The following is a 19,430-nucleotide window of genomic DNA, read 5'->3' on the forward strand; positions in this document are numbered from 1 at the left end:
CCGCGGCTACCATCCCCGTTGTGAACCGCGAAGTGACTCTGCCTCTGATCGTCGACGACCGCGGGACCCTGCAGGTGTCTGCGGCCGATGTGAGCAAGCTGCTGCGGACGGTGGGCGGGCGCTGGCTGCACCTGGTGGAGGCGGGTGAGGAGCTCGACGAGGACACGGTGGCGGCACTGACGATCGAGCTGGCGAAGCTGGCGGACCGTATCGACGTGGCGTGCATCGCCCACAGCAGCGGGGCCGCGCAGTGATACGGCCCCGCACGGCGTTCGGCGTTCAGGGGCGCGCCAGCGTGGTCCAGAACATCGCCTCGTAGCTCTGCAGCAGGCGGCCGTAGGTGTGCGCCCGCTTCTCACTGATCCGCCCGGTGTCCAACCCGGCCTGCACCGCCGCCCTCGCCCGCTCCTGCAGTTCCGGTGCCGGCTCGGCGAAGAAGTCGAAGAAGGCGCGGGCTTCGTCGGCGAAGCCGTAGTGGTCGCGCAGGGCCCGCGAGATCGTGGCGCAATAGCCGCCCCAGGATGCGAAGTTGGCGCTCAGGGCGAGCACCACATCGGCCGGTGCCGCGCCCAGGGCGAGCCGGGCGACGTACGACGGGTAGGCCTGACAGCCCGGCAGCGGCTCGTACGCCGCCGTTCTCCCCCCGTCCGCACCGCACGCCTCGGCGAACGCCCCGAGCCGTCCCGCCGCCACCGCCTCCCCCTCCGCGAGCATCTCGAAGAAGGGGGCGCAGGCCGGCTCCTCGACCGCCGACCGCCCGGCCAGATGGCGGAAGGAGCGCAGGTCGGCGGCGATGACGAGGCGTTGCTCCAGAGCGAGTGCGGCGAGGACGCCACGGTCGGCCGCACCGGAGGCGATCAGCGGCAGCAGAGGGTTGGCGCCGGGATCCGGGGCGAGTCGCACGGTCGTGGCTTCCAGCAGTTCCCCGGCCGTGCGAGTCATCGGGCGCTCCCTCGGGTCCACGTGTGGTCGCGCGGCTCCCCGTGCCTACCGGATCGGCATCCCCGACACGGTCCGGGCGATCACCAGCCGCTGCACCTCACTCGTACCCTCGAAGATGGTGTAGATAGCCGCGTCCCGGTGCATCCGCTCGACCGGGTACTCCCGGGTGTACCCGTTGCCGCCCAGGATCTGGATCGCCTGCGCGGTCACCTTCTTCGCCGTCTCGCTCGCGAACAGCTTCGACTGGGACCCCTCGGCCGCCGTGAACTGCTTGCCGTTGATCGCCATCCAGGACGCCCGCCACACCAGCAGCCGCGCCGCGTCCACGGAGGTCCGCATGTCCGCGAGCTGGAAGGCGACGCCCTGGTTGTCGATGATGGGCCGGCCGAACTGCTCGCGGGTCTTGGCGTAGTCGAGGGCGACCTCGTACGCGGCACGCGCGGTGCCCACCGCCATGGCGCCGACGGCCGGGCGGGACGCCTCGAACGTGGCCATCGCCGCGTTCTTCACGCGCTCGCCCCCGGCCTTGGCCCGCTCACGGGCGCGCGCCAGGCGCTCGTCGAGCTTCTCCTTGCCGCCGAGGAGGCAGGAGCCGGGCACGCGCACGTCCTCCAGGACGACCTCGGCGGTGTGGGAGGCGCGGATGCCGTGCTTCTTGAACTTCTGGCCCTGGGAGAGGCCGGGCGTGTTCGGCGGGACGATGAAGGACGCGTGGCCCTTGGAGCCGAGTTCGGGGTCGACCACGGCGACGACGACATGGACGTTGGCGATGCCGCCGTTGGTCGCCCAGGTCTTGGTGCCGTTGAGGACCCACTCGTCCTTGGCCTCGTCGTACACGGCCCGGGTGCGCATGGACGCCACGTCGGAACCGGCGTCGGGCTCGGAGGAGCAGAACGCGGCGACCTTGACATCGCTCGCGTCCCCGTACATCTGGGGGATCCAGGTGCCGATCTGCTCCTCGGTCCCGTTGGCGAGGACGCCGACGGCGGCGAGGCCGGTGCCGACGATGGACAGGGCGATGCCCGCGTCGCCCCAGAACAGCTCCTCCATCGCCATGGGGATGCCGAGGCCGGTGGGGTCGAAGTACTGCTGGGCGTAGAAGTCCAGGGAGTAGATGCCGACCTTCGCGGCCTCCTGGATCACCGGCCAGGGGGTCTCCTCGCGCTCGTCCCACTCGGCCGCCGCGGGGCGGATCACATCGGCGGCGAATCCGTGGAGCCAGTCGCGGACCTCTCGCTGTTCCTCGTTGAGTTCCATGGTGAACTCGGCCATGACGCGCCTCCAGCACTGCACTAAGATGTTACCTGCGGTAACAGGAGTCTGTTACCGGTCGGTAGGAAAAGTCAACTCCCGAGCAGGGCTCGGTAGCCCGTTCGATCGGGTCACGCCAATCAGTGTTAGTTTGCGCAAGGCGTCACCGTCATCAGCATGTGGGGGAGAGACTCATGGACACCACGCAGCGGACCGACCAGGAACGGTCCGCCGACCGCCGTCGGCGCGAGCTGCTGGAGGCCGCGGACCGAGTCGTGCTCCGCGACGGCCCCGGAGCGTCGATGAACGCCATCGCCGCCGAGGCCGGCATCACCAAGCCCATTCTGTATCGCCACTTCGGCGACAAGGGCGGACTCTACGCCGCCCTCGCCCAGCGTCACACCGATGCCCTCCTCGACTCGCTGCGGGCCGCGCTGGACGCCCCGGCGGAGCGCCGCGAACGCGTCGAGGCGACCCTCGACACCTATCTGGCGGCCATCGAGGCCCGCCCCCAGGTGTACCGCTTCCTCATGCACCCCGCCGAGGGCGGCCAGCCCGGCGACCAGGGCTTCGACGTCGGCAAGCACTCGGCCCCCCTCCTGCGGCGCATGGGCGAAGAACTCGGCACGGTCATAGAGGAGCGTCTCGACCTCGGCCCCGACAGCCGCCAGCTGGCACGCGTCTGGGGCCACGGCATCGTAGGCATGATGCACGCGGCGGGCGACTGGTGGCTCGGCGAACGCCCGCTCACCAGGGCCGAGTTGGTCCGCAGCCTCGCGGACCTGCTCTGGGGTCGCCTGGCAGCCGCGGGCGACAAGGTCGGCGGCCCCGGTTTCTAGTGCCCTGCCGCGGCACTGGAGGGTCGCTCGTCGCTCAGGCAGGGGATCGCGCCCCGTCAGGGGCGCGGGCCGAGTCGATACGCGGCTCCGCCGCGTGGGCGCGAGCAGCCACGCACCACCCGCACCCGCGTCGCCCGCCGAGCTCACCGCCCCCACGACGCCTTCGCGGCCTTCCTCATCACCCGAGAACGTCTCCAGCCCGAAAGCCGGTCGACATACACCCGACCCTCCAGGTGATCGCACTCGTGCTGCAGGCACCGCGCGAAGAAGCCGCTCCCCCGCACCCGCACCCGGTCCCCGTCCGCGGTGAACCCCTCGACGACGGCCTCGTCGTACCGCTCCACACCCGCCTCCAGCCCCGGCAGCGACAGGCATCCCTCGGGGCCCCGCAGCACGATCCCCTCCGCGGAGACGAGCCTCGGGTTCACGACATGGCCGAGATGGCGCACATCGTCGTCGTCCGGGCAGTCGTACACGAACACCCGAAGCCCCCGGCCCACCTGGTTCGCGGCGAGCCCCACCCCCCGCGCGTGGTACATCGTCGCGAACATGTCCTCCACAAGCCGCACCAGTTCGGGCCCGAACTCCGTCACCTCTTCACAGGGCGCCTGCAATACGGGGTCCCCGAGCAGTGTCATGGGGAGAACGCGCCCTCGGGCGCCGGGAATCGAGCCGCTTCGCATGGGCGCAAGGGTACGGTCGGACCCGATATCGCCGGTCCGACCAGTGCGACGGCCCGGTCGAGATTCGGGCGCGTGAGTGGATCTCGATAGGCTTTGGTCCACACGTTGCCGGGACTGGGCGCGGCGCTGTACGCAAGGAGGATCGAGAACTGATGGCAGGCAACTCGGACCCGCTCACGCCGCGGGCCAAGCTGGCCGTGACGGCGGGCAAGGCGGTCGCGGCGGCATCGCGTGCCGCGGGGCGCGGTAGCGGATCTGTGATCGGCGGCCGGGTGGCACTGAAACTCGACCCCGACCTCCTCGCCCGGCTCGCACAGAGCCTGGACGTCGTCCTGGTCTCCGCCACCAACGGCAAGACCACCACGACCCGGCTGATCGCCGAGGCACTGCGGGCCGCGGGCCCGGTCGTCTCGAACGCGCTCGGCGCCAACATGCCCGCGGGCATCACCTCGGCTCTCGCCGGGAACTCGGACGCGAAGTTCGCGGTCATCGAGGTCGACGAGAAGTACCTGGCCGGTGTGGCGCGGGACACCGACCCCAAGTGCATCGCGCTGCTCAACCTCTCCCGCGACCAGCTGGACCGCGCCGCCGAGACCCGCATGATGGCGGAGGCGTGGCGGGAGGGCCTGGCCGGCACCAAGGCCGTCGTCGTGGCCAACTGCGACGACCCGTTGATCGTGTGGGCGGCCTCGTCGTCCCCGAACGTCATCTGGGTCGCGGTCGGCCAGATGTGGAAGGACGACGCCTGGTCCTGCCCGTCCTGCGGCGGTGTGATGCAGCGCCCCGGCGACGACTGGTTCTGCGGGGAGTGCGGTTTCCGCCGTCCCACCCCGAGCTGGGCGCTCTCCGGCGACCACGTCCTCGACCCGCACGGTTCGGCCTGGCCGATCCACCTGCAGCTGCCGGGCCGCGCCAACAAGGCCAACGCCGCCTCCTCGGCCGCCACCGCCGCCGTCTTCGGCGTGCCGCCGCAGGTCGCCCTGGAACGCATGTACCAGGTTCAGGCGGTCGCCGGACGGTACGACGTGGTCCAGTTCATGCAGCGCGACCTGCGGCTGCTGCTCGCCAAGAACCCGGCGGGCTGGCTGGAGACGTTCTCCCTGATCGACCCGCCGCCGTCACCGGTGATCCTCTCGGTGAACGCGCGCGGCGCCGACGGCACGGACACCTCCTGGCTGTGGGACGTGGACTACACCCGGCTCACCGGCCACCCGATCTTCGTGCTCGGCGACCGCAAGCTGGACCTCGCGGTGCGTCTGGAAGTGGCGGGCCAGCACTTCCAGGTCTGCGACACCCTCGACCAGGCGGTGCAGATGTGCCCGCCGGGCCGGATCGAGGTCATCGCGAACTACACCGCGTTCCAGGACCTGCGCCGTCGCGTGGGCAACTGAGCAGCCGACCACATACGACTCTGAGGGGCACTGACTTCATGAGTGACAACAGCCTGCGGATCGTCTGGGTCTACCCGGATCTGCTCAGCACCTACGGCGACCAGGGCAACGTCCTCGTCGTCGAGCGCCGTGCGCGCCAGCGCGGCCTGGACGTGGCCCGGCTGGACGTGCGCAGCGACCAGCCGATCCCGACCTCCGGCGACATCTACCTGATCGGCGGCGGCGAGGACCGTCCGCAGCGGCTGGCGGCCGAGCGGCTGCGCCGCGACCGGCATCTGTACCAGGCCGTGAACAACGGCGCGATCGTCTTCGCGGTCTGCGCCGGCTACCAGATCCTCGGCCACGAGTTCGTCAACGACCTCGGCCAGCGCGAGCCGGGCCTCGGTCTGCTCGACGTGACGACGACCCGGGGCGAGGGCGAGCGGTGCGTCGGCGACGTCCTCGCCGACATCGACCCGCGCCTCGGGCTGCCGCAGCTGACCGGGTTCGAGAACCACCAGGGCGTCACCCACCTCGGCCCCACCGCCCGCCCGCTGGCACAGGTGCGGCTCGGCAAGGGCAACGGCACGGGCGACGGCACGGAGGGCGCGTACAACGACACCGTGTTCGGTACGTACATGCACGGGCCGGTGCTGGCACGGAACCCGCAGATCGCGGACCTGCTGCTGAAGCTGGCGCTGGATGTGAACGCGCTGCCGCCGACCGACGACCGCTGGTTCGAGGCGCTGCGCGACGAGCGGATCTCGACGGCCCAGCAGCAGCCCGCGTAGCGCGTCCGGCAGGGGCCGGGGCACCTGAGAAACGGTTCCTCAGTGCCCGTACGAAAGCCCATCCGTAGTGGCCCTCGCTCACCTGTGAAAGCCCGTCTGACCAGGCCTCCGCTCACCTGTGCGGGGCCGTCCAGCAGGCGGACGCCCGCTACGGCCCCGCCCCCTGCCGCCGGTAGGGTGGCGGGGATTCCAGCCGGACAGCGTGGTCCGGTCCCCGGCCCACGTCGAGAAGGTATTCGGGCTATGCGCATTGGTGTCCTCACGTCCGGCGGCGACTGTCCTGGACTGAACGCCGTCATCCGGTCCGTCGTGCACCGCGCCGTCGTCGACCACGGCGACGAGGTCATCGGCTTCCGGGACGGCTGGAAAGGTCTCCTGGACTGCGACTACCTCAAGCTCGACCTGGACGCCGTGGCGGGCATCCTGGCCCGCGGCGGCACGATCCTCGGTTCCTCCCGGGTCCAGCCCTCGCACCTGCGGGACGGGGTGGCGCGGGCGAAGGGCCACGTCGAGGAACTCGGGCTCGACGCGATCATCCCCATCGGTGGCGAGGGCACGCTGAAGGCGGCCCGGCTGATGTCGGACAGCGGCCTGCCGGTCGTGGGCGTGCCGAAGACCATCGACAACGACATCGCCGTCACGGACGTCACATTCGGCTTCGACACGGCCGTGGGGGTCGCGACGGAGGCCCTGGACCGGCTGAAGACCACCGCCGAGTCCCACCAGCGGGTCCTGGTCGTGGAGGTCATGGGCCGCCACACCGGCTGGATCGCGCTGCACTCCGGCATGGCGGCCGGGGCGCACGCCATCGTCGTACCGGAGCGGCCCTTCGACATCGAGGAGTTGACCACGAAGGTCGCCGAGCGGTTCTCGGCGGGCAAGCGGTTCGCGATCGTCGTCGCCGCGGAGGGGGCCAAGCCGAAGGCCGGTTCGATGGATTTCGACGAGGGCGGCAAGGACATCTACGGGCACGAGCGGTTCGCGGGGATCGCCCGGCAGCTGTCGATCGAGCTGGAGCAGCGCCTCGGGAAGGAGGCGCGGCCGGTGATCCTCGGGCATGTGCAGCGCGGTGGTACGCCGACCGCGTACGACCGGGTGCTGGCGACCCGGTTCGGCTGGCACGCGGTGGAGGCCGTGCACCGGGGTGAGTTCGGGCACATGACCGCGCTGCGGGGGACCGACATCGTGATGGTGCCGCTCGCCGAGGCCGTGGAGACGTTGAAGACGGTGCCGGAGGAGCGGTACGCCGAGGCGGAGTGCGTGCTCTAGCCGTCCGGCGGGTGCGGGTCGTCGGGGCCATGACCGGTCACGCGGTCCCCCGCACTCCTGACGGGGGCCGCCGCCCCGCCCCCGGCCGCAGACGCGGCCGGGGGCGGTTCTAGTCTGGGGGCGGACAGACAGCACAACCCCCCACGAAGCAGGAGCCGGCGGATGGATCACAGCGGGCACGGTATGGGGCTCTTGCCCTTCACCCTCGGGCGGGGACTCGCGTGGTCGGCGGATCCGTTCTTCCTGGTCGCCTGCCTCGTGGGGCTCGGTCTGTACGGCTGGGGCGTCGTGCGGCTCGTGCGGCGGGGGGACAAGTGGCCCGTCGGGCGGACCGTCGCGTTCGTCGCCGGTGTGCTGCTCGTGATGCTGGTGACGTGTACCGGACTGAACGACTACGGCATGGTCATGTTCAGCGTGCACATGGTGCAGCACATGGTGATCAGCATGCTGGCACCGATCGTGCTGCTGCTGGGGGCGCCGGTCACCCTGGCGCTGCGGGCGCTGCCGGTGGCGGGGAAGGGGCGCAAGGGACCGCGCGAGCTGCTGCTGATGTTCCTGCACGGCTGGTACATGAAGATCGTCACGCATCCGGCGTTCACGATCCCGATGTTCATCGCAAGCCTGTACGGGCTGTACTTCACGCCGTTGTTCGACTTCCTGATGGGGTCGACGCCGGGACACATCGTGATGATGACGCACTTCCTGCTGGTCGGGCTGTTCTTCTTCTGGCCGATCATGGGCGTGGACCCGGGCCCGCACCGCCCCGGGTATCTGATGCGCATGCTGGAGCTCTTCGCCGGCATGCCGTTCCACGCCTTCTTCGGCATCGCGCTGATGATGGCGTCCGCCCCGATGATCAAGACGTACGAGAACCCGCCCGCGTCCCTCGGCATCGACGCGCTCGCCGACCAGAACGCGGCCGGCGGCATCGCCTGGGCCTTCAGCGAGATCCCCTCGGTGCTCGTGCTGCTGGCGCTGCTCTTCCAGTGGTACAACTCCGAGCAGCGGCAGGCCCGGCGCACGGACCGCGCGGCCGACCGGGACGGCGACAAGGAACTGGAGGCGTACAACGCCTACCTCGCCTCACTCGACGCACGTAGTCGCTGAGCTCCATTTCTTTTTCTTGTCGGTCGTGTCCCCATTCTTTTCTTTGGCCACACAACCGTGCCCCTTTCCTTTCTCTTGACGGAAAGGCTTTGCCCCTCCGTAGCATGATGCGTGAGCCCCGCATATCCTCTGCGGGGTGACGGGGGAAACCGCGGGGGGAGCGGTCATGACCATGCGCGCGCGCTTGCGAACATGTTTGCTATTGGTGGGCGTACTGGTTCTCAGCGGCTGCGGCGAGTCGACCCCGTCACTGCTCGCGGTGACGGCGGTGGCCGCGGGGATACCGTCCCTCGCCCCCTTCTTCGACGAGGGCGAGCGGCTCGGCCGGGACGAGCCCGACCTGCGGTCCCTGGCGCCGCACAGCGGTCTCCAGCAGGGCAGCACCCCCGGCCTGTACGGGGGCTCACGGAAGCCGAAGATCTGCGACGTGGGCAAGCTGGAGGATTTCCTCACCGCACCCGAGAACACGAAAAAGGCTCAGGAATGGGCCCGGATCGTCGGGATCGGTGTCGACCGCGTCCCGGATTATCTCGACGACCTCACACCTGTTCTTCTGCGCCACGACACCCTCGTGAAGAACCACGACTACAAGAAGGGCAGGGCCGTCCCCTTCGACGCGTTGCTGGAAGCCGGCATCGCCGTGTTGGTGGACGCCCAGGGGCTGCCGGCCGTGAAGTGCAGCTGCGGAAATCCGCTCCGCTCGTTCGCCGCGGACCCCGGCCGCATCACCGTGGATTTCGCCGGTGACAACGCGCGGTGGGCGGGCTACGACAAGGCCGCCGTGGTCGTCGTCAAGCCCGCGCCCGAGCAGCTGAAGGAGATCAAGCTCGTCGACGTCGAGGACCCGGACCGGGGCATCAACCGGAAGGTCGGCACCACGGGCGAGTCCGACACGACGTTCGACGCACGTGCGCGGCGGGCCGTGCCGAAGGTACGGGGGATGACCTTCGGCGAGGCGAGCGCGGCCATGGCGGAGAAGGGCCTGGCGGTGACGGTCGAGGGCGCCGGGATGCCGCCGGGTGACGCGCCGGTGACCGGGTCGAGTCCCGGGCCGGGCGCCGAGCTGCGGTTCGGCGACGCGGTGGCGCTGCACGTGGAGTGGCCGGGCGAGGCTTCCGGGAACGGCACCGACGGATCGGGGTCCGGCTCGGGCTCCGACGGCGGCTCGGACTCCGAGGGCGGCTCCGGGTCGGACGGCGGGGCGGACGGCGGGGCGGGCGTGGACGGCGGGCCCACGGGGACGGACCCGGGGGCGACGGATCCCTCCGACCCCGGCGGTTCGCCTTCGGACAGGGCTCCGTCGGACGGATCGTCGTCAGGGGGTTCGCCGTCGGAGAGCGGTTCGACGCCCACGGACCCCGACCCGACGCCCACGGACGGTGGCTCCTCCCCGACGGACGACACGCCGCCGCCCACGGCGTCCACCACTCCCCCGCCCACGGGAGGCACCTCTCTCACGCCGTCGCCCTCCCGGTCCTCCGAGGGGCCTACGCCGGACCCCACCCCCACGTCCGCCCCCACCTCCACCGCTCCCTCGACACCGCCCAGTCCCACTCCCACGAGGTCGAGCAGGCCGCCGACCACCCCCGACCCCGATCCGACTCCACCGGAGGAGAGCGGACCGCCCACCGACATCCCGACGAGCGCGCCCGATCCGACCGGTGATCCACCGTCCGGCGCCCCGGGAAGCCCCGGGGAACCGAGCGACGCGGGGGCCCCGGGCGGCTTCGACGAGGAACCGGCCCAGTTCATGTGGATCTGAACCCTGGGAGTGACCGATGCAGTCAGGAGCACCGCATTCGGGAGTCGGCCGGGTCATCGCCGACCGCTATCTCCTGCTGAACCGGCTGGGCAGCGGCGGCATGGGCCATGTCTGGCTGGCGCACGACCGTCAGCTGGACTGCGAGGTGGCACTCAAGGAGATCGTGTTCCGCCATCCGGGCGAGGCCGAGCAGGAACGCGCCGCCCGCGTGGCCCGCGCCCGCGCGGAGGCCCGGCACGCCGCCGGACTGCGCGACCACCCGAACGTGGTCACCGTGCACGACGTCCTGGAACACGACGCGCTGCCGTGGATCGTCATGGAGTACGTGCCGGGCGCTCTCGACCTGAAGGCGCTGGTGGCGCTGCGAGGCGCCCTCGCACCTGCCGAGTGCGCCCGGATCGGGCTCGCCGTGCTGGACGCGCTGACCGCCGGGCACGAACGCGGCGTCATGCACCGGGACGTCAAGCCGGCCAACATCCTGCTCGCACCGGACCGCACCGGATCGCCGTACGCACGTGTCCTCCTCACCGACTACGGCATCTCCGTCCAGCCCGACACCCAGGAGACCCGGTACACCAGGACCCATGTCCTGGTCGGGACCGCCGGGTATCTGGCACCCGAGCGGGCACAGGGCGGGCCGCCGACCGCCGCGTCCGACCTGTTCTCGCTGGGCTGCACGCTCTACCACGCCGTCGAGGGGTACGGGCCCTTCGACCGCGACTCGGACATCGCGGCGCTCACCGCCGTCGTCCTGGAGGAGCCGCGTCCCATGCTGCGGGCGGGGGCGCTGGAGCCGGTGCTGGCCGCCCTGCTCACCAAGGTTCCCGTGCGCCGGATCACCGCCACCGAGGCCGAGGCAGCGCTCTCCGCGATCGTCATGCCCCAGGCCCACCCGCGCACCGCGCCGGACCTCGGCTCGCAACCGCAGTGGGCGAGCGAGCCGACGCACACGGCGGAGCCGGGGCAGCCCCTCGCCGCGCCGGTCGCGCACGAGACACCGTGGTACGTGCCGTCGGGCGGCACCGCTGGACGCGGCGGGCCGGGAGGAGGGAACGCACAGGGAGGCGAGGTCGACTGGTCCCCGGCGGAGCACCGGGCGGCGGGCGCCGACGGAGACGGCTTCGCCCCTCCCCCGCCATTCACCGGGGCCGGCCCTGCGCCCGGCTCCGGCGGACATCGCCGCCGGCACCGCAGCCGGGCCCTCCTCGCGGGCATGGCCACCACCCTCGGTCTCGCCCTGGTCGTCGGCGGAACCTGGTACGCCATGGGCAACATGCGGGAGCTGACGGAAGGCCTCGGCGGCCAAGGCACCGGGAGCGCGGTCCTGCCCTACGGCGGGACCGTGGGGCTGACCGAGCTGCTCAAGGACGGCGACTGTGTCGACGTCACCTGGACCGGCACTCCGTTCACGGACGCCGCCCGGCTTCGCATCGTGCCCGGATGTGCGGGGCCCGCGATGGACGGACAGGTGATGGCCTCCTACGAGGCCTCGTCCGCCGAGGACGCCCGCGCGGGCGGAGCCGCCCAGTGCGAGCAGCTCACGATGGAGGCCCGGGACAAGCTCGTGGACGTCCGCGCCCACGCCGTGCTGCCGACCGGCGACGGGTTCGACGCCGCCGGGCATCGGGTCGCCTGTCTGGTGCTGGGCGAACGCAGGCCGGTGCACGGGCCGATCGGGGAGTACCGGACGGTGGGTGAGACGGTGATCGACGACGTGGCCACCCTGCAGAAGCAGGACTGCCTCGACCGGATCTCCGGCAACGAGCTCCGGTTGGTCTCCTGCCAGGACCGCCATCGGGAGAAGGTGCTCGGGTTCCATGAGATGAGCCCCGGCACCACCTACGAGGAAGCGCAGCGGCAGGCTCTCGCCGCCTGCGAGAAGAACCTGCCGCCGAAGCAGTACGGCCATGAGCCCGGCCGGACCGGTTCCGGTTTCTGGGTCAGCGAGGACGGCTGGAAAAAGGGGGCACATTTCGTCGTCTGCACTGTCATTTCCGCCAGTGGGGGCACCATGGAGGGAGAAGAAGCCTGAGGACCTGAGAAGGGGTGTTGCGATGCCCGGTTCGACGAAGGCCATGGGGGTGCTCACCGTCGGTGGGCTGGTCATGGTGACTGCCTACTCGGTGGCCCTCGGCAGCAACGGCTGGCTGTGGTTCGGCTGGGTCGTCCTGGGCCTGCTGACGCTGGGCATGGTGGCGTCGCGCACCTGAGGCGCAATCGCCGGCTCGACCCACGGGTTCGAGCCGGGGTGATCCTCAGGTCCGGGGTATTCCCCCGTCCGGGTGTACGCCCGGCTGGTACTTGGGCAGCCGGGCGGTGATCTTCATGCCCGCGCCCACCGCGGTCTCGATGACCAGGCCGTGGTCGTCGCCGTACACCTGGCGGAGCCGCTCGTCGACGTTGCTGAGGCCGATGCCGCCGGAGGGGCTGCTCTCGCCGGCGAGGATGCGGCGGAGCACCTCGGGTTCCATGCCGACGCCGTCGTCCTCGATGACGACGAGCGCCTCGGCTCCGGCGTCCTGCGCGGTGATGCTGATGTGGCTCTTGCCCGCGGCGGTCACGGAACGGCCTTCGAGGCCGTGCTTCACCGCGTTCTCCACGAGGGGCTGGAGGCAGAGGAAGGGCAGGGTGACCGGCAGGACCTCGGGGGCTATCTGGAGCGTGACCGAGAGCCGGTCGCCGAAGCGGGCCCGGACCAGCGCCAGGTAGTGGTCGATGGCGTGGAGTTCGTCGGCGAGGGTGGTGAAGTCGCCGTGTCTGCGGAACGAGTAGCGGGTGAAGTCGGCGAATTCCAGCAGCAGTTCGCGGGCGCGCTCGGGGTCGGTGCGGACGAACGAGGCGATCACCGCGAGCGAGTTGAAGATGAAGTGCGGGGAGATCTGGGCGCGCAGGGCCTTGATCTCGGCCTCGATCAAGCGGGTGCGGGACTGGTCGAGATCGGCCAGTTCGAGCTGGACGGAGACCCAGCGGGCGACCTCGCCGGCCGCCCGGACGAGGACGGCGGACTCGCGGGGCGCGCAGGCGACGAGCGCCCCGTGGACGCGGTCGTCGACCGTGAGGGGGGCGACCACCGCCCAGCGCACGGGGCAGTCGATGATGTCGCAGGTCAGCCGGAAGGCCTCGCCCCGGCCGGTCTCCAGGGGGCCCGCCAGGCGTCCCATGATCTCGGCGCGGTGGTGCTCCGCGACGCCCTCCCAGGCGAGGACCGACTCGTGGTCGGTGAGGCAGAGCGCGTCCGTGCCGAGCAGGGTGCGCAGCCGCTTGGCCGATCTGCGGGCAGTCTCCTCCGTGAGGCCGGCGCGCAGCGGGGGCGCGGCGAGGGTGGCGGTGTGCAGGGTCTGGAAGGTGGCGTGCTCGACGGGTGTGCCGAGCCCGCCGAGGCTGTTGCGCGGGCGTGCCGTACGGCGGCCGAGCCAGAAGCCGGCCGCGAGCAGCGGGAGCACGGCCACGCAGAACCCGGCCAGGAAGCCGGTCACTTCACCGCTCATCGCTCACCTCCTGCATGTGGTACACCGCTCACCGGCCGTGGGTTCCCTTTTCGGTTTCTCGTGCCGCTGCAAGGGTTTCTCGTGCCGCTGCAGGTCGGTCGGTCCGGCCGCCGTCCCGGGCGGGGTGCCCCTCACCGCCGCCACAGTTCGATCTCCTTGGTCGCCGCGCGGGTCCGGCCGCCGACGAGTTCCTCCGGGAGGTGGAAGCGGGCCAGGATCGCCGGTGTCTCGGGCGGGACCTTGCCGGGGGTGGCCAGGGACACCAGGACCATCGTGAGGAAGCCGAGCGGTACGGACCAGAGGGCGGGCCAGGCCAGCAGGGCGTGCAGGGTTCCGGTGCCGGGGTAACCGGCCATGGTCGCGGCGACCGCGAGGAGGGCCGCTCCGCCTCCGACGAGCATGCCGGCCGCGGCACCCGGCGGGGTGAGGCGGCGCCACCAGATGCCGAGGACGAGCAGGGGGCAGAACGAGGAGGCCGAGACGGCGAAGGCGAGGCCGACCGCGTCGGCGACGGGCAACCCGCCGACCAGGACGCTCGCGGCGAGCGGCACCGCCATGGCGAGGACCGCGGCGAGCCGGAAGTGCCCTACGCCCCGGGCGGGCAGCACGTCCTGGGTGAGCACGCCGGCGACGGCCATGGTCAGTCCTGAGGCGGTGGACAGGAAGGCGGCGAAGGCGCCACCCGCGACCAGCGCGCCGAGCAGGTCGCCGCCGAGGCCCCCGATCATGCGGTCGGGGAGCAGGAGGACGGCCGCGTCGGCGTCGCCGGTGAGGGTGAGGTCGGGGGCGTAGAGGCGGCCGAGTGCCCCGTAGATCGGGGGGAGGAGGTAGAAGACGCCGATCATGCCGAGGACGACGACCGTGGTGCGGCGGGCGGCGACACCGTCGGGGCTGGTGTAGAAGCGGACGACGACGTGGGGCAGGCCCATGGTGCCGAGGAAGGTGGCGAGGATCAGCCCGTAGGTGGCGTACAGGGGGCGTTCCTCGCGGCCGGCGGCGAGCGAGGTGGACATGCCGCCGTTGGTGCCTCGGTCGGCGACGGGGACGGGGTCGCCCTCGGTGAAGGTCAGGCGGGTGCCCCGGTCGATGCGGTGGGTGCCGGCGGGCAGCTCCACGCGGCGGTCGTCGTGGCGGCGGCCGTCGATCGTGCCGGTGGCGGTGACGGTGAGCGGGCCGCCGAGCTTCAGGTCGAGGGTCTCGTCGACGCGGACGACGCGTTGTTCGCGGAAGGTCGCGGGCTCGTCGAAGGCGTGCCGGGGGGCGCCGTCGCCCTGCCAGGCGAGGACGAGGAAGAGGGCGGGGACGAGGAGGGCGGTGAGCTTGAGCCAGTACTGGAAGGCCTGGACGAAGGTGATGCTGCGCATGCCGCCGGCGGCGACGGTGGCGGAGACGACGACGGCGACGATGACGCCGCCGAGCCACTCGGGGGCGTCGGTGAGCACGTTCAACGTCAGTCCGGCGCCCTGCAGTTGGGGCAGGAGGTAGAGCCAGCCGACACCGACGACGAAGGCCCCGGCGAGCCGTCGTACGGTCTTGGAGGCGAGCCGGGCCTCGGCGAAGTCGGGCAGCGTGTACGCGCCGGAGCGGCGCAGCGGGGCGGCGACGAAGAGCAGGAGGACGAGGTAGCCGGCGGTGTAGCCGACCGGGTACCAGAGCATGTCGGGGCCCTGGACGAGGACGAGGCCGGCGATGCCGAGGAAGGAGGCGGCGGAGAGGTACTCGCCGCTGATCGCGGCCGCGTTGAGGCGGGGGCCGACGGTGCGGGAGGCGACGTAGAAGTCGGAGGTGGTGCGGGAGATGCGCAGGCCGAAGGCGCCGACGAAGACGGTCGCCACGACGACGAGGGCGACCGCGGGGACGGCGTAGTTCTCGTTCATGCCTTGCTTCCGGTCTCCTCGTTCACGGGTTCACTGCTCGCGTCGCCTCGGTGGTTCGCCTCAGCGGTCCTCGACGAGGCGGACGAGGTCCTGTTCGTTGCGTTCGGCGCGGCGCACGTGCCGGCGGGCGAGGAGGACCAGCGGCGGGTAGACGCCGAAGCCGAGGAGGGCCCACTCCAGGCCGGCGCCGTCCGGCATCGCGGCGAAGACCAGGGGCAGCGGGGCGACCAGCAGGACCAGGACCGCGAACACGGCGAGGGCGGCGCGGAGTTGGCTGCGCATGAGGGAGCGGACGTAGGTGTGGCCGAGGGTGGTCTGTTCGTCGATCTCGGTGCGGGGGCGCTGATGGCCGGACGGGCGCGGGGTGCGGCGGGGCACTCCGGTGACGACGACACGGCGTTCGGTGGGGTCGCTCGGCATGGTGGCTCCTCAGCCCGTGGTCCGGCGCATCAGCAGATCGCGCAGCTCGCGGGCGTGACGACGGCTGACCTGGAGTTCCACGGAGCCGACGAGGACGCTGACCGTGCCCGCGTCCAGGCGGAGTTCGCCGACGTGCCGCAGGGCGACGAGATGGCGGCGGTGGATGCGGACGAACCCGCGTGCGCGCCAGCGCTCTTCGAGGGTCGAGAGGGGGATGCGGATGAGGTGGCTGCCCTGCGGGGTGTGCAGTCGGGCGTAGTCGCCCTGGGCCTCGACGTGGGTGATGTCGTCGACGCTGACGAAGCGGGTCACCCCGCCGAGCTCGACGGGTATCTGGTCGGGGTCGGGTTCGTGGACCGGTATCGGCGGGGCCGGTGCCGTGGTCGCCTCGCGGAGCTGGACGGCCCGGCGGATCGCCTCGGCGAGGCGCTCCCGGCGTACGGGTTTGAGGACGTAGTCGACGGCCTTGAGGTCGAAGGCCTGGACGGCGAAGCCCTCGTGCGCGGTGACGAAGACGACCAGCGGGGGCCGGGCGAAGCCGGTGAGGAGGCGGGCGAGGTCGAGGCCGTCGAGGCCGGCCATCTGGATGTCGAGGAAGACGACGTCGATCGCCTCGGGCCCGTCGGGGCCGGACTCCAGGGCGCGGTTGATCCGCCGCAGTGCCTCGGTGGCGTCGTTCGCGCCCTCGGCGCTGCCGACCCGTGGATCCGCGTTCAGCAGGTACAGCAGCTCCTCCAGGGAGGGTTTCTCGTCATCGACGGCGAGCGCGCGCAGCATGAACGTGGAGTGTAGGAGCAATTCGCACGCCTGCACACGGCCGCGCGCCGGAGGCCTCGGCGCCGGGGGTCGTGGAGGCCGCCCGCTGGATACAGTGCCCGCATGAACAGCAAGTCCGCGGCGTTCGACGAGCTCGATCGCAAGATCATCACGGCGTTGATGGCGAACGCGAGGACCAGCTTCGCCGAGATCGGCGCGGCCGTCGGCCTTTCGGCCACCGCGGTCAAGCGGCGGGTGGACCGGTTGCGGGAGACCGGGGTGATCACCGGGTTCACGGCGACGGTGCAGCCGGCGGCGCTCGGCTGGCGCACGGAGGCGTACGTGGAGGTGTACTGCGAGGGCGCGGCGCCGCCCCGGCGGCTCGCGGAGGTGGTGCGCAACCATCCGGAGATCACGGCGGCGATGACGGTGACCGGCGGCGCCGACGCGTTGCTGCACGTGCGGGCGGTGGACGTGGAGCATTTCGAGGAGGTGCTGGAGCGGATCCGCACCGAGCCGTTCATCCGGAAGACGATCAGCTACATGGTGCTGTCGCACCTGCTGCCGGAGGCTCCGGAGGCCGGGGCGACACAGGACGCAGCGAACCTGCGCTGAGCCGGTTCTCTACGCAGCATTACTGCGTGAACACGCAACGTTCGTTTCTTGTCGTGCGCCGGTCCCGATTCCTACCGTGGTGTCATCCCCGTCGACACCGTCAGGAAGCGGAGAAACCCTCTGTGCCCGACAGCCGTGTGCCGCGCCTTCGGCGCTTTCTCGTCTGCGAACCCAGACACTTCGCCGTGCAGTACTCGATCAATCCCTGGATGCATCCGGACACCCCCGTGGACGTCGACCTGGCCCAGGATCAGTGGCAGGAGCTGATCCGCGCCTATCGGTCCCATGGTCACACCGTGGACACCGTGGAGCCGGTGGCGGCGCTGCCGGACATGGTGTTCGCCGCCAACTGCGCGCTCGTCCTCGGCGGCCGCGTCCTCGGCTCGCTGTTCCACGCGCCCGAGCGGCGCCCCGAGTCCACCGCCTACGACGCCTGGTTCAAGAGCGCCGGGTACGAGGTGTTCCGCTCCGAGTCGGTGTGCGAGGGAGAGGGCGATCTGGTGCCCACCGGTCGCTATCTGCTCGCCGGGACCGGCTTCCGCACCACCCGTGAGGCGCATCGCCAGGCGCAGGAATTCTTCGGCGTCCCCGTGATCAGCCTCCAGCTGGTGGACCCGCGTTTCTACCATCTGGACACGGCGCTGTTCGTCCTGGAGGACGGGAGCGACGGCTCCGCGGGCAACATCGCGTACTACCCGGAGGCGTTCTCGCCCGGCAGCCGCGCGGTCCTCGCCCGCCTCTACCCGGACGCGGTGATCGCCACCCGCGAGGACGCCATGGCCTTCGGTCTGAACTCGGTGTCCGACGGCCGCCATGTCTTCATCTCGCCCCGTGCCAAGGAACTCGCCGACCAGCTCGCCCGGCAGGGTTACGTCCCCGTCCCCGTCGACCTGTCGGAGTTCCAGAAGGCCGGCGGCGGCATCAAGTGCGTCACTCAGGAGATCCGCTCATGACCGCTCCCGTCCGCGCGCGTTCGTCGGCCGACCTGATCCGCGCCGAGGGGCCCGTCCTCGCGCACAACTACCATCCGCTGCCCGTGGTCGTCGCCCGCGCCGAGGGCACCTGGGTCGAGGACGTCGAGGGCCGCCGCTATCTGGACATGCTGGCCGGCTACTCCGCCCTCAACTTCGGTCACCGCCACCCGGCGCTGATCGAGGCCGCGCACCGCCAGCTCGACACCCTCACCCTCACCTCGCGGGCCTTCCACAACGACCGGCTCGCCGAGTTCGCCGAGTCGCTGGCCGAGCTGACCGGCCTGGACATGGTGCTGCCGATGAACACGGGCGCCGAGGCGGTGGAGAGCGCGATCAAGGTGGCCCGCAAGTGGGCGTACGAGGTGAAGGGCGTCCCCGCCGACCGGGCCACCATCGTCGTCGCCGCCGACAACTTCCACGGCCGTACGACGACCATCGTCAGCTTCTCCACCGACCCGGTGGCCCGCGACGGGTTCGGGCCGTTCACGCCGGGCTTCCGGGTGGTCCCGTACAACGATCTCGCCGCGCTGGAGGCGGCGGTCGACGAGACGACGGCCGCGGTGCTCATCGAGCCCATCCAGGGCGAGGCGGGCGTGCTCATCCCCGACGACGGCTATCTGCGCGGGGTCCGCGAGCTGACCCGGCGCACGGGTTGCCTGTTCGTCGCGGACGAGATCCAGTCGGGCCTCGGTCGCACCGGCCGCACGCTCGCCGTCGAGCACGAGGACGTCCTGCCCGACGCCGTCCTGCTCGGCAAGGCGCTCGGCGGCGGCATCGTGCCGGTGTCGGCGGTGGTGGCCCGCCGTGAGGTGCTGTCGGTCCTGCGTCCCGGCGAGCACGGCTCGACGTTCGGGGGCAACCCCCTGGCCGCGGCGGTCGGTTCGGCGGTGGTCGAGCTGCTGCGCACCGGGGAGTTCCAGCTCAGGGCCGCCGAACTGGGCGGAGTGCTGCGGGAGGGGCTCACGGAACTGGTCGGCCGGGGCGTGGTCGGCTTCCGGGCGCGCGGACTGTGGGCGGGTGTCGACGTCGACCCCGCGCTCGGCACGGGCCGCGAGATCAGTCACCGGCTCATGGAGCGCGGCATCCTGGTCAAGGACACCCATGGCTCGACCATCCGCCTGGCTCCGCCCCTGACGATCACGGGGACGGAACTCCGGTCGGCGCTGGGGACGTTGGGGGAGGTTCTGAAGGAGGGCTCCTGAGACTCGGAGTCCGCCCGCCCGCGCCCCGAAAGGGGCGCGGGAAACGGGCGCGCGCGAGCCACCACGGCGCGCGGACGGCGCGCG

The 19,430-nt window shown here is 71.5% G+C and carries 19 protein-coding genes; 12 read left to right on the plus strand and 7 right to left on the minus strand.

Features of this window, described 5'->3' with window-relative positions; all coding sequences use genetic code 11:
* The first annotated feature begins 20 nt into the window (after positions 1–20).
* Positions 21–254 carry a DUF6213 family protein gene (locus tag RM704_RS28505; RefSeq protein WP_033529055.1) on the plus strand — a complete coding sequence of 78 codons (234 nt, stop codon included), beginning with the start codon at positions 21–23 and terminating at the stop codon, positions 252–254.
* 25 nt (positions 255–279) lie between these two features.
* On the opposite strand, the gene RM704_RS28510 is transcribed toward RM704_RS28505, so the two are convergent.
* Positions 280–942, minus strand: coding sequence for a TenA family protein (locus RM704_RS28510; protein WP_033529054.1), 663 nt, complete (start codon positions 940–942; stop codon positions 280–282).
* Positions 943–987: 45 nt separating this feature from the next.
* Positions 988–2,214 carry an acyl-CoA dehydrogenase family protein gene (locus RM704_RS28515; RefSeq protein WP_033529053.1) on the minus strand — a complete coding sequence of 409 codons (1,227 nt, stop codon included), beginning with the start codon at positions 2,212–2,214 and terminating at the stop codon, positions 988–990.
* A 173-nt stretch (positions 2,215–2,387) separates the two neighbouring features.
* On the opposite strand from RM704_RS28515, the gene RM704_RS28520 reads away from it, so the two are divergent.
* Positions 2,388–3,032 carry a TetR/AcrR family transcriptional regulator gene (locus RM704_RS28520; RefSeq protein WP_033529052.1) on the plus strand — a complete coding sequence of 215 codons (645 nt, stop codon included), beginning with the start codon at positions 2,388–2,390 and terminating at the stop codon, positions 3,030–3,032.
* A gap of 143 nt (positions 3,033–3,175) precedes the next feature.
* Here RM704_RS28520 and def read toward each other — a convergent pair whose 3' ends face one another.
* Positions 3,176–3,715, minus strand: coding sequence for a peptide deformylase (gene def, locus RM704_RS28525; RefSeq protein ID WP_192829721.1), 540 nt, complete (start codon positions 3,713–3,715; stop codon positions 3,176–3,178).
* A 152-nt stretch (positions 3,716–3,867) separates the two neighbouring features.
* Between def and RM704_RS28530 the strand changes: the two genes are divergently transcribed.
* The 7 genes from RM704_RS28530 (at position 3,868) to RM704_RS28560 (ending at position 12,224) form a co-directional block, all read left to right on the plus strand.
* Positions 3,868–5,106, plus strand: coding sequence for a Mur ligase family protein (locus tag RM704_RS28530; RefSeq protein ID WP_033529050.1), 1,239 nt, complete (start codon positions 3,868–3,870; stop codon positions 5,104–5,106).
* Positions 5,107–5,144: 38 nt separating this feature from the next.
* Positions 5,145–5,876, plus strand: a complete 732-nt coding sequence (locus RM704_RS28535; RefSeq protein WP_033529049.1) for a type 1 glutamine amidotransferase — start codon at positions 5,145–5,147, stop codon at positions 5,874–5,876.
* 243 nt (positions 5,877–6,119) lie between these two features.
* A complete protein-coding gene (locus RM704_RS28540; RefSeq protein WP_033529048.1) occupies positions 6,120–7,145 on the plus strand; it encodes a 6-phosphofructokinase in 1,026 nt (341 codons plus the stop codon).
* Positions 7,146–7,307: 162 nt separating this feature from the next.
* Positions 7,308–8,252 carry a cytochrome c oxidase assembly protein gene (locus RM704_RS28545; protein WP_033529047.1) on the plus strand — a complete coding sequence of 315 codons (945 nt, stop codon included), beginning with the start codon at positions 7,308–7,310 and terminating at the stop codon, positions 8,250–8,252.
* Positions 8,253–8,457: 205 nt separating this feature from the next.
* Complete coding sequence (locus RM704_RS28550) at positions 8,458–10,014, plus strand: DUF6777 domain-containing protein (protein ID WP_311591356.1); 1,557 nt, start codon at positions 8,458–8,460, stop codon at positions 10,012–10,014.
* Between the two features lie 16 nt (positions 10,015–10,030).
* Positions 10,031–12,046: a serine/threonine-protein kinase gene (locus RM704_RS28555; RefSeq protein ID WP_033529046.1), complete on the plus strand. Its 2,016-nt coding sequence runs from the start codon at positions 10,031–10,033 to the stop codon at positions 12,044–12,046.
* 22 nt (positions 12,047–12,068) lie between these two features.
* Positions 12,069–12,224 carry a hypothetical protein gene (locus RM704_RS28560; protein ID WP_033529045.1) on the plus strand — a complete coding sequence of 52 codons (156 nt, stop codon included), beginning with the start codon at positions 12,069–12,071 and terminating at the stop codon, positions 12,222–12,224.
* 45 nt (positions 12,225–12,269) lie between these two features.
* Here RM704_RS28560 and RM704_RS28565 read toward each other — a convergent pair whose 3' ends face one another.
* From RM704_RS28565 to RM704_RS28580, 4 genes are all read right to left on the minus strand, one after another.
* Positions 12,270–13,490: a sensor histidine kinase gene (locus tag RM704_RS28565; protein WP_033529115.1), complete on the minus strand. Its 1,221-nt coding sequence runs from the start codon at positions 13,488–13,490 to the stop codon at positions 12,270–12,272.
* Positions 13,491–13,633: 143 nt separating this feature from the next.
* Positions 13,634–15,379: a sodium/solute symporter gene (locus RM704_RS28570; protein WP_033529044.1), complete on the minus strand. Its 1,746-nt coding sequence runs from the start codon at positions 15,377–15,379 to the stop codon at positions 13,634–13,636.
* Positions 15,380–15,439: 60 nt separating this feature from the next.
* Positions 15,440–15,799, minus strand: coding sequence for a hypothetical protein (locus RM704_RS28575; RefSeq protein ID WP_033529043.1), 360 nt, complete (start codon positions 15,797–15,799; stop codon positions 15,440–15,442).
* Between the two features lie 9 nt (positions 15,800–15,808).
* A complete protein-coding gene (locus tag RM704_RS28580) occupies positions 15,809–16,576 on the minus strand; it encodes a LytR/AlgR family response regulator transcription factor (RefSeq protein WP_033529042.1) in 768 nt (255 codons plus the stop codon).
* A gap of 102 nt (positions 16,577–16,678) precedes the next feature.
* Between RM704_RS28580 and RM704_RS28585 the strand changes: the two genes are divergently transcribed.
* The 3 genes from RM704_RS28585 (at position 16,679) to rocD (ending at position 19,346) form a co-directional block, all read left to right on the plus strand.
* Positions 16,679–17,170, plus strand: coding sequence for an Lrp/AsnC family transcriptional regulator (locus tag RM704_RS28585; RefSeq protein ID WP_033529041.1), 492 nt, complete (start codon positions 16,679–16,681; stop codon positions 17,168–17,170).
* Between the two features lie 122 nt (positions 17,171–17,292).
* Positions 17,293–18,123, plus strand: a complete 831-nt coding sequence (gene ddaH, locus RM704_RS28590) for a dimethylargininase (RefSeq protein ID WP_033529040.1) — start codon at positions 17,293–17,295, stop codon at positions 18,121–18,123.
* Positions 18,120–19,346, plus strand: coding sequence for an ornithine--oxo-acid transaminase (gene rocD, locus RM704_RS28595; RefSeq protein ID WP_033529039.1), 1,227 nt, complete (start codon positions 18,120–18,122; stop codon positions 19,344–19,346). The genes ddaH and rocD overlap by 4 nt, the downstream gene beginning before the upstream one ends.
* Positions 19,347–19,430: the final 84 nt, after the last annotated feature.

This window comes from Streptomyces gottesmaniae (assembly GCF_031845845.1).
Classification (GTDB): Bacteria; Actinomycetota; Actinomycetes; order Streptomycetales; family Streptomycetaceae; genus Streptomyces; species Streptomyces akebiae.

Bases quoted from the DNA above. Each gene is read 5' to 3' on its own strand.
- RM704_RS28510 (WP_033529054.1), bottom strand. From the start codon at position 942: ATGACTCGCACGGCCGGGGAACTGCTGGAAGCCACGACCGTGCGACTC.
- RM704_RS28515 (WP_033529053.1), bottom strand. From the start codon at position 2,214: ATGGCCGAGTTCACCATGGAACTCAACGAGGAACAGCGAGAGGTCCGC.
- RM704_RS28520 (WP_033529052.1), top strand. From the start codon at position 2,388: ATGGACACCACGCAGCGGACCGACCAGGAACGGTCCGCCGACCGCCGT.
- def (WP_192829721.1), bottom strand. From the start codon at position 3,715: ATGCGAAGCGGCTCGATTCCCGGCGCCCGAGGGCGCGTTCTCCCCATG.
- RM704_RS28530 (WP_033529050.1), top strand. From the start codon at position 3,868: ATGGCAGGCAACTCGGACCCGCTCACGCCGCGGGCCAAGCTGGCCGTG.
- RM704_RS28535 (WP_033529049.1), top strand. From the start codon at position 5,145: ATGAGTGACAACAGCCTGCGGATCGTCTGGGTCTACCCGGATCTGCTC.
- RM704_RS28540 (WP_033529048.1), top strand. From the start codon at position 6,120: ATGCGCATTGGTGTCCTCACGTCCGGCGGCGACTGTCCTGGACTGAAC.
- RM704_RS28545 (WP_033529047.1), top strand. From the start codon at position 7,308: ATGGATCACAGCGGGCACGGTATGGGGCTCTTGCCCTTCACCCTCGGG.
- RM704_RS28555 (WP_033529046.1), top strand. From the start codon at position 10,031: ATGCAGTCAGGAGCACCGCATTCGGGAGTCGGCCGGGTCATCGCCGAC.
- RM704_RS28560 (WP_033529045.1), top strand. From the start codon at position 12,069: ATGCCCGGTTCGACGAAGGCCATGGGGGTGCTCACCGTCGGTGGGCTG.
- RM704_RS28570 (WP_033529044.1), bottom strand. From the start codon at position 15,379: ATGAACGAGAACTACGCCGTCCCCGCGGTCGCCCTCGTCGTCGTGGCG.
- RM704_RS28575 (WP_033529043.1), bottom strand. From the start codon at position 15,799: ATGCCGAGCGACCCCACCGAACGCCGTGTCGTCGTCACCGGAGTGCCC.
- RM704_RS28580 (WP_033529042.1), bottom strand. From the start codon at position 16,576: ATGCTGCGCGCGCTCGCCGTCGATGACGAGAAACCCTCCCTGGAGGAG.
- RM704_RS28585 (WP_033529041.1), top strand. From the start codon at position 16,679: ATGAACAGCAAGTCCGCGGCGTTCGACGAGCTCGATCGCAAGATCATC.
- rocD (WP_033529039.1), top strand. From the start codon at position 18,120: ATGACCGCTCCCGTCCGCGCGCGTTCGTCGGCCGACCTGATCCGCGCC.